Source organism: Kitasatospora sp. NPDC056800 (assembly GCF_042789775.1).
GTDB lineage: Bacteria > Actinomycetota > Actinomycetes > Streptomycetales > Streptomycetaceae > Kitasatospora.
This window is the reverse complement of the sequence record NZ_JBHUAL010000087.1, coordinates 22,403-34,895: the sequence shown is the minus strand read 5'-3', so window position 1 is coordinate 34,895 and position 12,493 is coordinate 22,403. Positions and strand designations below refer to the sequence as shown.

General features: G+C 75.4%; 10 protein-coding genes and 1 pseudogene. 3 read left to right on the top strand and 8 right to left on the bottom strand.

What is annotated here, in order from left to right; translation table 11 throughout:
• Nucleotides 1-922, bottom strand: a 922-nt coding sequence (locus tag ACFRQN_RS20265) for a helix-turn-helix domain-containing protein (protein WP_380741431.1), incomplete at its 3' end; no start/stop codon positions are given.
• A 186-nt stretch (nucleotides 923-1,108) separates the two neighbouring features.
• Here ACFRQN_RS20265 and ACFRQN_RS20260 point away from each other — a divergent pair.
• Complete coding sequence (locus ACFRQN_RS20260) at nucleotides 1,109-2,062, top strand: MBL fold metallo-hydrolase (RefSeq protein ID WP_049649850.1); 954 nt, start codon at nucleotides 1,109-1,111, stop codon at nucleotides 2,060-2,062.
• Nucleotides 2,063-2,162: 100 nt separating this feature from the next.
• The gene (locus ACFRQN_RS20255; RefSeq protein ID WP_380741430.1) at nucleotides 2,163-3,605 is read left to right on the top strand and encodes a carboxylesterase/lipase family protein; all 1,443 of its coding nucleotides are present in this window, start codon (nucleotides 2,163-2,165) and stop codon (nucleotides 3,603-3,605) included.
• 111 nt (nucleotides 3,606-3,716) lie between these two features.
• On the opposite strand, the gene ACFRQN_RS20250 is transcribed toward ACFRQN_RS20255, so the two are convergent.
• The 6 genes and pseudogenes from ACFRQN_RS20250 to ACFRQN_RS20225 all read right to left on the bottom strand — a co-directional run bounded on the left by ACFRQN_RS20250 (nucleotide 3,717) and on the right by ACFRQN_RS20225 (nucleotide 9,955).
• Nucleotides 3,717-4,844: an NADH:flavin oxidoreductase gene (locus ACFRQN_RS20250; protein WP_117492833.1), complete on the bottom strand. Its 1,128-nt coding sequence runs from the start codon at nucleotides 4,842-4,844 to the stop codon at nucleotides 3,717-3,719.
• Between the two features lie 181 nt (nucleotides 4,845-5,025).
• On the bottom strand, nucleotides 5,026-5,709 hold the full coding sequence (locus ACFRQN_RS20245; RefSeq protein ID WP_380741432.1) for a cytochrome P450: 684 nt from the start codon (nucleotides 5,707-5,709) through the stop codon (nucleotides 5,026-5,028).
• An 82-nt stretch (nucleotides 5,710-5,791) separates the two neighbouring features.
• Nucleotides 5,792-6,043 (bottom strand): annotated as a pseudogene (locus ACFRQN_RS20240) (cytochrome P450); the annotation flags it as partial.
• A gap of 194 nt (nucleotides 6,044-6,237) precedes the next feature.
• Nucleotides 6,238-7,947, bottom strand: a complete 1,710-nt coding sequence (locus ACFRQN_RS20235; RefSeq protein WP_074004626.1) for an urease subunit alpha — start codon at nucleotides 7,945-7,947, stop codon at nucleotides 6,238-6,240.
• Entirely contained in the window at nucleotides 7,944-8,711 is a 768-nt protein-coding gene (ureA, locus tag ACFRQN_RS20230) for an urease subunit gamma (RefSeq protein WP_079272537.1), read from the bottom strand. Before ureA ends, ACFRQN_RS20235 begins: the two co-directional genes overlap by 4 nt.
• Nucleotides 8,712-8,749: 38 nt before the next feature.
• A complete protein-coding gene (locus ACFRQN_RS20225; protein ID WP_380741429.1) occupies nucleotides 8,750-9,955 on the bottom strand; it encodes an agmatine/peptidylarginine deiminase in 1,206 nt (401 codons plus the stop codon).
• 264 nt (nucleotides 9,956-10,219) lie between these two features.
• Here ACFRQN_RS20225 and tatA point away from each other — a divergent pair, with 264 nt between their 5' ends.
• Nucleotides 10,220-10,540 (top strand): Sec-independent protein translocase subunit TatA, encoded by a 321-nt coding sequence (gene tatA, locus ACFRQN_RS20220; RefSeq protein ID WP_375875350.1) that lies wholly within the window; start codon nucleotides 10,220-10,222, stop codon nucleotides 10,538-10,540.
• A gap of 79 nt (nucleotides 10,541-10,619) precedes the next feature.
• Here the strand turns inward: tatA and ACFRQN_RS20215 are convergent, their stop codons facing one another.
• Nucleotides 10,620-12,359, bottom strand: coding sequence for a serine/threonine-protein kinase (locus tag ACFRQN_RS20215; RefSeq protein ID WP_380741428.1), 1,740 nt, complete (start codon nucleotides 12,357-12,359; stop codon nucleotides 10,620-10,622).
• Nucleotides 12,360-12,493 lie beyond the last annotated feature (134 nt).

Genomic DNA, 12,493 nt, shown 5'->3' with positions numbered 1-12,493 from the left:
CACCGTGCGTCACGCACGGTGCGGGCCCTTTGCCGTTCCGGGGCGGACCGCTGCTCCGCGGAACCCCGCCGCCGACGCCGGCCCGGGTGAGGAGGGCGAGGGCCGCCTCGGAGGGGGAGCCGGCGGGGGCGGTGCAGACGACGAGCACCTGATCGGGTGAGCGGGCGATCGACAGCATCTGCTGCGTCACGGTGAGCGCGCCGGCGACGGGGTGGTGCAGCCGGTAGGAGCGGGTGTCGCACGGCGCCACCCGGTGGTCGCCCCACAGCGCGACGAACTCCGGGCTCTTCATGGTCAGTTCGCCGATCAGCTCGGCCAGCAGCGGGTCCTCGGGGTGCCTGCCGACGGTGGCGCGCAGGCTGCCGACCACCGTGCGCGCCTTGTGCTGCCAGTCCACGTACAGCTCCCGGGTGTGCCCGTCCAGGAACAGCATCCGGCTCAGGTTCGGGCGTCGCGCCGGGTCGTCCGGGCCGTGGACGTCCACGTGGCCGGCCAGCAGGGCGTGCCCGAGGGCGTTCCAGGCCAGCACGTCCGTACGGCGGCCGAGCACCACGGCCGGGACGCCGTCGACCGCGCGGAGTAGGTCGCGGGTCTCGTCCGCCAGCCGCTCGGGTCGCGGTCGGCGCACCCGGGGGGTGTGGCGGGCGGCGACGGCGAGCCGGTCGAGGTGCTCGCGCTCGTGGTCGCCGAGCAGGAGCGCGCGGGCGATCGCGTCGAGCACCTCGGCCGACGCCCCGCGGGACAGGCCCTGCTCCAGCCGGGTGTAGTACGAGACGCTGACGCCCGCCAGCTGGGCCACTTCCTCGCGCCGGAGCCCGGCCACCCGACGGCGGGGCCCGAGTTCGCGCAGGCCGACGTCCTCGGGGTGCAGCCGCGTCCGTCGGGCTCTGAGGAAGGCGCCGAGCGGGCCGGGTCCGTTCATGCCCCCCAGTATTCGGCGCCCGGAGCGGTCCCAGCCACACCCTGTGAGGGGTAGGACAGGCCGGGGTAGGACGAGCGGGGGCTGGTCGGTGCCGCTCGGAGGGGCCAGGCTCGGTCCCGACCGGAAACGGTCGGGAGCGGTCGGCGGACGGTCGACCGCGTGCCCCGGACCCGAGGAGGGGAGCCCATGCGGCGGAACCCGGAGCAGATCACCCTCGGTGACGTCACCGTCACCCGGATCAAGGAGTTCTACGGCTCGGCCGGGCTGTCTCCGGGCCGGTTCTTCCCAGATAGCCCCGGCAGCACGAACGGCCCGAACGGCCCGGCCGGCCCCGACGGCTCGTGGGAGCGGCACCGCGACTGGCTGGCGCCCGACTTCTGGGACCCGGCGACGGACGAGTGCCGTACCGCGGTCCAGTCCTGGCTGCTGCGCAGCGAGGGGCGCACGATCCTGGTCGACACCGGGGCGGGCAACCACAAGGACCGGCCCCACGCGCCGGTCTGGAACCACCTGGACACGGACTACCTCGAGAACCTCGCCGCCGCCGGGGTGCGGCCCGAGGACGTCGACCTCGTCGTCAACACCCACCTGCACGTCGACCACGTCGGCTGGAACACCCGCCTCGACGGCCGGACCTGGGTGCCGACCTTCCCCAACGCCCGGTACCTGATGACCCGGCGGGACTTCGAGTTCTGGGACCCGGCCAACGGGCACCGCAGCGTGCTCGGCCGCGGGAACCAGAACGTCTTCGAGGACAGTGTCGCGCCGGTCCACCGGGCGGGACTGACGCGGCTGTGGGAGGGCACGTACCGGATCGACCGGAACCTGCGGCTCGACCTCGCGCCCGGGCACACCCCCGGCTCGTCCGTGCTCACCCTGGAGTCCGGCGGTGAGCAGGCCCTGTTCGTCGGGGACCTGGTGCACAGCCCGTTCCAGATCGCCGAGCCGGACACCAACTCCTGCTTCTGCGAGGACCCGGCGCTGTCCCGCGCCACCCGGCACCGGCTGCTCGGCCAGGCCGCCGAGCACCGTGCGCTGCTCTTCCCGGCGCACTTCGGCGGCCGGGGCGCGGTGGAGGTCGCGCGCAACGGGTCGACGTTCGCGATCAGGGAGTGGGCGGGCTTCTCCCGCATTTCCTGACGCGACGAGGTACCTGATCCGCCGACGCGCCCGCTCCGCCGGTACGTCGGCCCCAGCACCGCCAGAGAGCTCCAGAACCGTCAGAGAGGAATCGTTTCCCATGCCCCGACAGGCAGATCCGGTCGTCGAAACCCCGGCAGGAGCCGTGCGCGGCGTCCGGGACGGGTCCGGCGAGCGCTACCGCGCCCTGCCGTACGCGGCGGCACCGACCGGCGCCGGCCGCTTCGCCCCGCCCGTACCGCACCCGGGCTGGTCCGGCGTCCGCGACGGCACGCGGCCCTCGCCGACGGCCCCGCAGCCGGTCCGCGCCTTCGACCGGCTCGACGTGAGCCCCTACTTCGGGCCCGGCTGGGCGCCCGGTGCGGAGTACCTGGCCGTCGACGTTCGCACGCCCGCGGCCGACGGCGGCAGGCGCCCGGTCATGGTGTTCGTGCACGGCGGCGGGTTCATCACCGGCTCGAACCGCGCCGCCCTCTACGACGGCGGCGCGTTCGCCCGCGACGGCGTCGTCCTGGTGACGGTGAACTACCGCCTCGGCATCCCCGGGTTCCTCGACCTGCCGGGCGCCCCGGCCAACCGGGGGCTGCTCGACGTGCTCGCCGCACTCGGCTGGGTACGGGACACGATCGGGGCGTTCGGCGGCGACCCGGGGAACGTCACCGTCTTCGGGGAGTCCGCGGGCGCGACGCTGGTCTGCGCGCTGCTCGCGGCGCCGGAGGCCGACGGGCTGTTCCGGCGGGCGATCGTGCAGAGCGGCAGCGGAACCGGCGCGTTCACCCCGGAGCAGGCGGGGCGGGTCACCGCCGTCGCGGCCGCCGCGCTGGGCGTCGAAGCGACTGCCGAGGCGTTCGCCCCGATCCCGGACGAGCGGTTGCTGGCGGTCCTGCCCGCGCTGCTCGGCCTCGACCTGCGGACGGACACCGCCACCGACCCGCTGGCCGGGCTCAGCCCGCTCGGCCTCGTCCTGCCGGTCCAGCCCGCGGACGCCCTCGCGGACGGACCGGCCCGCGACGTCGACCTGCTCATCGGCACCAACACCGAGGAGGCGAACCTCTACCTCGTGCCGGAGGGGGAGCTGGAGTCCACCACGGAGGCCGACCTCCACGCCGTCGCCGCCGGACTGCTGGCGGATCCGGCGGCGGTCCTCTCCGCCCTGCGGGCGGCGCGGCCGGGCGCCACGCCGGGCGAACTGCGCTCCGCCGTGCTCGCGCACGCCCTGTTCGAGGCCGGGACGACGCGCATGGCGGAGGCCCACGCCCGGATCTCGGGCGGCCGCCGCACGTACCGCTACTCGTTCGGGTACCGCTCGACGGCCCTGGACGGGCGGCTCGGCGCCGCCCACACCATCGAGCTGCCCTTCGTGTTCGACCTCGCCGACGAGCCCTGGCTGCACGGGGACACCGGCCTGCTCGGCCCCGACCCCGCCCCGGCCGGACTCGGCGCCCGGGTGCACGGTGCCTGGGTCGCCTTCGCCGGGACCGGGGACCCGGGCTGGGCCGCCTACGACCCGCGGCTGCCCGTGGCGGAGGCCCTCGGCGGCTGAGCGGGGCACGGAGGTCCGACCACCTGCAGCCAGCCCGCCCGCCGACCCGACCGGGCCCGGCCCGCACCGCGAGCGCAGCGGTACGGGCCGGGCCCGGTCGGCCCGTGGCGGTCAGCTCAGGGTGCGGCTCGCGGCGGCGTCGTACGGGAGCAGGTCGGCGAAGCGGCCGGAGAGGACCTTGGCGGCCCACTGCGGGTCCTGGAGGAGGGCGCGGCCGACGGCGACCAGGTCGAACTCGTCGCGCTCCAGCCGGTCGAGCAGGTTGTCGAGGCCCTGGACCCCGGAGCCCTGGCCCGCGAAGGCGCGCATGAAGTCGCCGTCGAGGCCGACCGAGCCGACGGTGATGGCGGGGCGGCCGGTGAGCTTCCTGGTCCAGCCGGCCAGGTTGAGGTCCGAGTCGTCGAACTCGGGGACCCAGTAGCGGCGGGTCGAGGCGTGGAAGGCGTCGACGCCGGCCTCCGCGAGCGGGGTGAGGATCGCCTCCAGCTCCTGCGGGGTCTCGGCGAGGCGGGCGTCGTAGTTCTCCAGCTTCCACTGCGAGTAGCGGAAGATCACCGGGAAACCGGGGGAGACGGCCTCGCGTACGGCGGCGACGAGCTCGGTGGTGAACCTCGTCCGGGCGACCGGGTCGCCGCCGTAGGCGTCGGTGCGGCGGTTGGTGCCGGCCCACAGGAACTGGTCGAGCAGGTAGCCGTGGGCGCCGTGCAGCTCGACGCCGTCGAAGCCGATCCGCTCGGCGGCCGCGGCGGCCTCGGCGAACGCCCCGATGACGGCGTCGAGGTCGGCCCGCGTCATCGCCCGCCCCGTTCCCTCGGTGCCGTCCAGCCGTATGCCGGACGGGCCGACGGCGGGGGCGTCGGCGAACGGCGGGTCGCCCTGCTTGCGCGCCATGCCGATGTGCCAGAGCTGCGGCACGATGGTGCCGCCCGCCGCGTGGACGTCCTCGGCGACGCGGGCCCACCCGGCCAGCTGCTCCTCGCCGTGGAAGCGCGGGATGGCGTCGCTCTGGCCGGCGGACTCGTGGCCGACGTACGTCCCCTCGGTGACGATCAGGCCGACGCCCGCGGCGGCGCGGCGGGCGTAGTACGAGCGCACGTCCTCGCCGGGCACGCCGCCCGGGGAGAACGAGCGCGTCATCGGCGCCATCACGATCCGGTTGGGCACGGTCAGCCCGTTGATCGTGACGGGCCGGGACAGGAGGTCGGCCGCGCGGGAGGCGGCGGGCTCGGTGACGGTCATGAGGATTCCTCGCGGTCGGCGGTGGCGGTGGCGGGCGCCAGGGCGGTGACGGTGATCGTTCGCCCGTGCCAACCGCCTTGGCGGCTCCCGCATTTCACCGTCCGCGCGAAGTCCGCTGTGATCCGCGCCACGGTCCGTCGCGGGCTTCGGGACGGGGCCTCTCGACGGCTCCCGGCACCGGTCAGGGCCCGGCCGGGCGGTTCCCGGACGGGTCCGTGCGCGGTTCCGCCGTCATCAGGAGGTTCTCGGGACGGTTGGTGCTGGTCATGACGCCCCGTACCCGTGTTCCCGGGACGGGCGCCAGCCGCCAGCGGCCCGCGATAGCCGCGACCACGGTCATCATCTCGGTGCGGGCGAAGGACTCGCCGATGCACAGGTGGCTGCCGGCGCCGAAGGGGACGAACGCGCCGCGCGGGACGGGGGGCCGGTCGGGCAGCCAGCGGTCGGGGTCGAACCGCAGGGGGTGGGGGAAGTAGCGAGGGTTCCGGTGGAGGACCAGGGCGCTGAAGATGAACTCGGTGCCTCGGGGGAAGCGGTAGCCGCCGAGTTCGACGTCGGTGGTCGCGCGGCGGATCGTGATGCCGCCGGGGTTGCGGACGCGCAGCGCCTCGTCGACGACGCGGCGCGTGTACTCCAGCCGGGCCAGCCGCTCGGGGCCGAGGGGAAGGGCGACGTGGTCCCGCAGTTCCTGGTGGAGCCGCTGGTCGACGAGCGGGTGCCGGCCCAGCTCGTGGAAGAGCCAGGCGAGCCCGCCTGCGGCGGTCTCCGTGCCGGCGACCAGCAGGGTGATGAGTTCGTCGTGGAGCTGGCGGTCGGTCATGGCCTCGCCGCTGTCGGCGTCCCGGGCCTGGAGGAGCGTCGACAGCAGGTCCGGCCGCTCGCCCGTGCCGTCGGTGTTGTCGGAGGTGGAGGGGGCCCTGGGAGGTGGCCAGTCCGTTCCCGAGGTAGGGGCGGAGCTTGTCGAAGGAGCGGCCCTTGGCGAAGCTCGCCGCGTCGGTGACCAGTACGCGGTGGACCAGCTCCGGGCTGGTCAGTACGTAGCTCGGCTTCGGGCCGAGGTGGGCGGCCACGATCCGGTCATAGGCGGTGAGGCTGCCGAGGAACTCCAGCGGACGCCGCCACAGTTCCAGGGCGTGGCCGATCAGCGGGAGCCGCCCGGGAGCGACGGGAGGGGCCGGCGGACGGCTGGCGGTGGGCATCGTCGTTCCTCCGGTGCGGGGTCGGGACACAGTCTGCGGCCCGGTGCACCTCCTGCGAACCCTTCGCGCCGGGGCGCGCTGGTGGACTGCGCGGCGCACGGGGGCGGAGGCCGGCTCGCCCCGGTGGGCCGCGCGCGGACCGGCGAGGAGTCCCACCGGCCCGCCCCGGTCGACGGGCGGAGGAATCAGAGGAATCAGAGGAAGTACAGGCGGTTCAGCGGGACCTCCTCGGCGGGGTCGGACCGCAGGGGGGTGCCGTCGAGGGTGACGAGGCCCTCGCGCGGGTCGACGAGGACCTCGCCGAGGCGGCTGTTGCGGACCATGTCGCCCGGGCCGATGCCGCGGGTGTGGCGGACGGCGACGCGGCGTCGGCGGGTGGTCATGGTGTCGTACGGGCGGGCGTGGGTGCCGGACTCGGCGGCGGCGCGGCTGGTGAAGGCGACGGAGAGGTCCGCGGGGGTGGCGCCGTGGGCGCCGAACAGGGGCCCCATGACGAGGGGTTGGCAGGTCTCGGTGGCGGCGTTGGGGTCGCCGGTGACGCCGTAGGCGGGGAAGCCCGCCTTGAGGACCAGCTGGGGCTTGGCGCCGAAGGACGCCGGGCGCCACAGGACGAGGTCGGCGAGTTTCCCGACCTCGATCGAGCCGACCTCGTGGGAGAGGCCGTGGGCGATGGCCGGGTTGATGGTGAGCTTGGCGATGTAGCGCAGCACGCGCTGGTTGTCGTCGTCCGGGCCGTCGCCCTCCAGCGGGCCGCGTTCGGCCTTCATCTTGCCCGCCACCGCGAAGGTGCGGCGCACCGTCTCGCCGGCCCGGCCCATGCCCTGGGCGTCGGAGGAGGTGATGCCGATGGCCCCGAGGTCGTGCAGCACGTCCTCGGCGCCCATGGTGCCGGCCCGGATGCGGTCGCGGGCCATCGCGGCGTCGCCGGGCAGGTCGGTCTTGAGCCCGTGGACGGAGACGATCATGCCGTAGTGCTCGGCGACCGCGTCCCGCCCGAACGGCAGCGTCGGGTTGGTGGAGGAGCCGATGACGTTCGGCACGCCCGCCATCTTGAGGACGTTGGGGACGTGTCCGCCGCCGCAACCCTCGATGTGGAAGGCGTGGATGGTCCGGCCTTCGAGGACCTTCAGGGTGTCCTCGACCGAGAGGCACTCGTTCAACCCATCGGTGTGCAGGGCCACTTGGACGTCGTGGGCCTCGGCGACGGACAGCGCGGTGTCCAGGGCGCGGGTGTGCGCGCCCATGTCCTCGTGCACCTTGAAGCCGCAGGCTCCGCCCTCGGCGAGGGCCTCGACGAGCGGGGCGGGGTGGGAGGACGAACCGCGGCCCAGGAAGCCGATGTTGACGGGCCAGGCGTCGAAGGAGTTGAAGGCGTGCCGCAGCGCCCAGGGCGAGTTGACGCCGACGCCCCAGACCGGGCCGAACTCCTGGCCGATGATGGTGGTGACGCCGGAGGCCAGCGAGGCCTCCATGATCCGCGGGGACATCAGGTGCACGTGGGTGTCGATGGCGCCGGCGGTGACGATCAGGCCCTCGCCGGAGACGATGGCCGTCCCGGTGCCGACCACCACGTCCACGCCGTCCAGGGTGTCCGGGTTGCCGGCCCGCCCGATCGAGGCGATCCGGCCCTCCCGGATGCCGATCGAGGTCTTGCGGATGCCCTGGATCGCGTCGATCACCAGGACGTTGCTGATCACCACGTCGCAGGTGTCCCGGACGGCGGCGGCCTTGAGGTGCAGGCCGTCCCGGGCGGTCTTGCCGAAGCCGGCCAGGAACTCGTCGCCCGGCCGCTGGGAGTCGGACTCGACCCGGACGACCAGGCCGCTGTCGCCGAGCCGGACCCGGTCCCCGGCGCGCGGGCCGTGCACGGCCGTGTACTCGGACGCGTCGATGCTGCTGCTCACGGGTGCTGCTCCTGTCCTTCGCCGCTTGTTCCTGCGCCGGCCGCTCCGCCGTCGACCGTTCCCGCGCCGGCCAGTCCTTCGTCGGCCGCTCCGAGGTAGCCCTGTTCGGCGGCCCGGCGCAGCGCCTCGCGCCGCACCCGGGGCGAGTCCAGCGGCCCGTCGACCAGCCCGGCGAAGCCGATCGCGACCCGCTCGCCGCCGATCGGCACCAGGCCGACCTCGACGGTGGCGCCCGGGTCGAAGCGCACCGAGGAGCCGGCCGGCACGGCCAGGTGCATCCCGTAGGCGGCGGCCCGGTCGAAGGCCAGCCGCGGGTTGGCCTCGAAGAAGTGGAAGTGCGAGGTGACCGAGACCGGCACCCCGGAGGTGTTGCGCACGGCGAGGGTGCGGACGGGTTCCGGTCCGGTCGCGGCGTCGCCGTCGGTGAGGACGGCGCCGGGTGCGGCCTCGCCGAGGGCGCCGCCGCCGAACGGGTCGGCGATGACGGCGAGCCGGGTGCCGTCCTCGAACACGGCCTCGACGTGGATCTCGGTGACGAGGTCCGCCACGCCGGGCAGGACGTCGGCGGGGGAGAGGACGGAGCGGCCGCGCGCGACGGCCTCGGCCAGGCGCAGCCCGTCGCGGGCGGCCTCGCAGACGGTGTCCGAGACGAGCGCGGTGGCCTCGGGGACGTTGAGCCGCAGGCCGCGGGCGCGGCGGGCGCGGGCGAGTTCGGCTGCTGTGAAGATCAGCAGCCGGTCGCGTTCGGTGGGGGTCAGCTGCACGGGGGTTCCCTTCTCCCTCGGTGCGGGGCGGCGAGGGGTCAGCCGGCCGGCTGGTCGTGGGTGGAGCAGTGGATGCCGCCCCCGCCGGAGGCGATGGTGTCGATCTTCACGGGGACGATCTCGCGGTCCGGGAACTGCTCCCGGAAGACCTCCTGGGCGTGGCCGTCGGCCTTGGCGTCGCCGAAGAGCGGCAGGTAGACGCCCTTGTTGCCGATGTAGAAGTTCATGTACGAGGAGACGAAGGCGTCGCCGCGGCCGGTGATCCGGTCCGGGTCGGGCTGGCCGATCTCGACGACCTTGAGCTTCCCGCCGGTCGCGTCGGTGGCCTCGGCGAGGACGGCGCGGGCCTGGTCGGCGGAGCGGGACCAGACGTCGGGCGGGGTGCCGGGGAAGGCGCGGTCCAGGAAGACGACGCCGGGGGCGGCGAAGCGGGCGAGGCAGTCGACGTGGGCGTCGGTGATGTCCTTGCCCTTGACGCCGGCCAGCCAGATCACCTTGGTGAGGCCCAGCGTCCGCTTGAGCTCCGCCTCGACCTCGTCGCGGGTGCGGCCCGGGTTGCGGTTGTCGTTGACCACGGAGCTCTCGGTGACCAGCAGGGTGCCCTGGCCGTCGGTCTCGAAGGAGCCGCCCTCGGCGGTGAGCGGGGTCTCCAGCCGCTCGATCCCGTACTTCTCCAGGACGGTGCGGGCGATCCGGGCGTCGTTGGCGTGCTCCTGCTTCCCGCCCCAGCCGCTGAAGTTGAAGTCGACGCCCTTGACCTTTCCGCCCTCCTCGACGAAGACCGGCAGGGTGTCGCGGGCCCACAGGTCGTCCACCGGGACGGCGAGCAGCTCGACGTCCGAGCCGCAGGCGTTGCGGGCCGAGGCCTCCTGGCCGGGGCGGACGAGCAGGACCACCGGTTCGCGCTGTCCGATGGCCCGGGCGACGGTGGCGATGTCCCTGCGGACGGCCCCGAGCTGCTCGCCCCAGACGTTCTCGGAGGCAGGCCAGGCCATGAAGGTCCGCTCGTGCTTCTCCCACTCGCCGCCGAGCCGCCGGCCGCGGGCGGGGGCGGGCGCGGGGGTGGGATCGGAGGCGGGCGCCGGGGGCTGCGCGGCGGGCTGTCCGGGGGTGCCGGAGGCCGGGGCCGCGGGGCCGGCCGGCTCGTCGCCGGCGGTGGCGCAGGCCGTCGCGCCGAGGGCGATCGCACCGGCTCCGGCGAGGGAGCGCAGCACCGTGCGGCGGGCGAGGGGGGACTGGGACACGGTGGACTCCGGTGGGGCTGGGGGGTGGATCCGGCGCGGCGGGGAGGGCGGGCTCCGGGGGAGCGGCCCACGCGGCGATGGTCGGCGGCGGACGAGGAGGTCGTCCGGGAGGACGAGGTCGGTCGGCAGCGCCGGGACCGACTCTCGCATTGACTGAAAAATCAGTCAAGCTTTACGGTGAAGTCACCCAAACCACCCCGAGACGACCGGGGGCGCCGTACGAGCGGCCCCGGTCACGACGACGAAAGGCCGGGTGAGGCGGCGATGCTGCGCAATGGTCTGGAGCCCTGGCACGTGCTGGTCACGGTGGCCGTACTGGTGCTGCTGTTCGGCTCCAAGAAGCTGCCCGAGATGGCGCGCGGACTGGGGAAGTCGATGCGGATCCTGAAGTCCGAGACGGCGGCCCTGCGGGAGGACGGAGCACCTGGCGGAGCGGTCACTGAGCCTCCCGCTGGAGCAACAGCGGGTTCGCCCGGCGGAGCGACGGCCGGTTCACCTGGCGGAGCGACGCCCGGTGCGCCCGGCGGGGCCGTCACCGAGCCGCCCGCGGCCCCGCAGGCCGGGCCGGTGAAGCGGCCGCTCTGACCGGCGGGCCCGTACGCGAGCCCGCCGCCGACGCCGGGAGCCGTCGTCCCCCCGCCGCCCGACGGGGGAACGACGGCTCTCAGCCGTTGCGGCGGTAGTGGTCCAGGGACACCCGGACCGGCCCGTCCGGGCCCGCGGTCGACAGCACCCGGACGACCGCGAGGTCCCGGCCGTCCGCGGACCGGACGCAGAAGGCGCCGCGCGGCCCGACGGCGGCGAACGGGATCCGCCCGGCCGGGCGGCTGCCGAGGCCCTTGAGGCACTCGGCCGGGCCCAGTCCGGCGTCCCGGCCGATGAAGGAGTCGGCGTTCTCCGGCACCAGGAACTCGCCTTCGCCGCGGCCGACGTACCAGGTCGCGCTGTCGGTCGGGACCACGGTGCCGGTGGCGAGGTCGAACTCGTAGCCGGCATCCGCCGAGGTCAGCTCGACCGCGCGGTAGGCCGGGGCGTACTCGGCGGCGGGGGCGGACGGCGGTGCGGCGCCCGGCGCGACGGGGGCGGACCGGGTGGGCGACGGCGACCCGGCGGGCGTCGGGGCGGCGGTCGGGGCGCCGGGCTCGGCGGCACCGGACACCGGGGCCTCGGCGGCCGAGGCCTCCCCCGACTCCTGGTCGTCGAGCAGCAGGGCCGTCGCGGCGGCGGCGCCGACGGCCAGGGCGACGGCGGCGGTCAGCGCGGTGCGCCCGAGGGCGCGTCTGCGGCCGCCCGCGCGCGGGGCCTGACGGCCTGCCGACACCCGCGACCCGGCGGGCAGCGGCCCGGCGGGTGCCGGGGCGGCTCCGGTCGCAAGCGCCGGCGCGAGCACCGTCGGCGTCGGCGGGGTGGTCGGGGCGAGGACCGTACGCGCCGAGTCCCACCCGGGCCCGGCGGCCCCGGGCCCCTCGGCCGGCACCTGCGGCAGCTCGGCGTGCCGGGTGATCTGGCTGGTCAGCGGGTGCGGCAGCCAGTCGTCGCCGAACCTGAGCCGCCCGCCCACGGCCGGGTGGCTCCGGGCGGCGGCGATCACCTCGGCGGTGGTCGGACGGTCCTCGGGCCGCTTGGCCAGGCACCGCAGCAGCAGCGCGCGCAGGCTCTCCGGGACCCGGCCGAGGTCGGGCTCCTCGTGGACGGTCCGGTAGAGCGCCGCCGGGTCCGGGCCGTCCCCGAACGGCGGAGCGCCGCCAGCGACGTGGACGGCCAAGGCGCCCAGCGCGTACACGTCGGTGGCCGGGGTCGCGGCCCGGCCCACGGCCTGCTCGGGCGCCATGTAGGCGGGCGAGCCGATCCGCAGGCCGGTGCCGGTCAGCGCGCTGGCGTCGGCCGCGCGGGCGATGCCGAAGTCGATCACCCGGGGGCCGTCGGAGGCGATCAGCACGTTGCCGGGTTTGAGGTCCCGGTGGACCACCCCGGTGGCGTGGATCGCCTGCAGCGCCTCGGCGATGCCGGCCATCAGCAGCAGGACGGTCCGTTCCGGGAGCGGGCCGTGGCGCTGCACCACCTCCTGGAGCGAGGGGCCCGGCACGTAGGTGGTGGCCAGCCAGGGGGTGGCGGCGTCCACGCCCGCGTCGACCACCTGGGCCGTGTACAGCCCGTGGATGCGTCGGGCGCTGGCCACCTCCTGGGCGAACCGGGCCCGGAACTCCGGGTCCCCGGCCAGTTCGGGCCGCACCACCTTGAGCGCCACCGGCCGGCCGCCGGGGGTGTACGAGAGGTAGACCCGGCCCATGCCGCCGGCGCCGAGCCGGGCGGCCAGCAGGTGGCCGCCGACCTCGCGCGGGTCGTCGTCGGCCAGCTCCTGGAAGACCGGCTGGAGGGCGAAGGGGGACCGGTCAGCGGACATGCGGGCTGCCTCTCTCGGCGGTCAGGGGGCGGCACGGGGGCCGGACAGGCCGGACGGGCCGGAAACGGGCGTACGGCACACGCGGCACACGCGGCACGCACGGCACGCACGGCGCCGCAGAGTTTAGAGGTTTT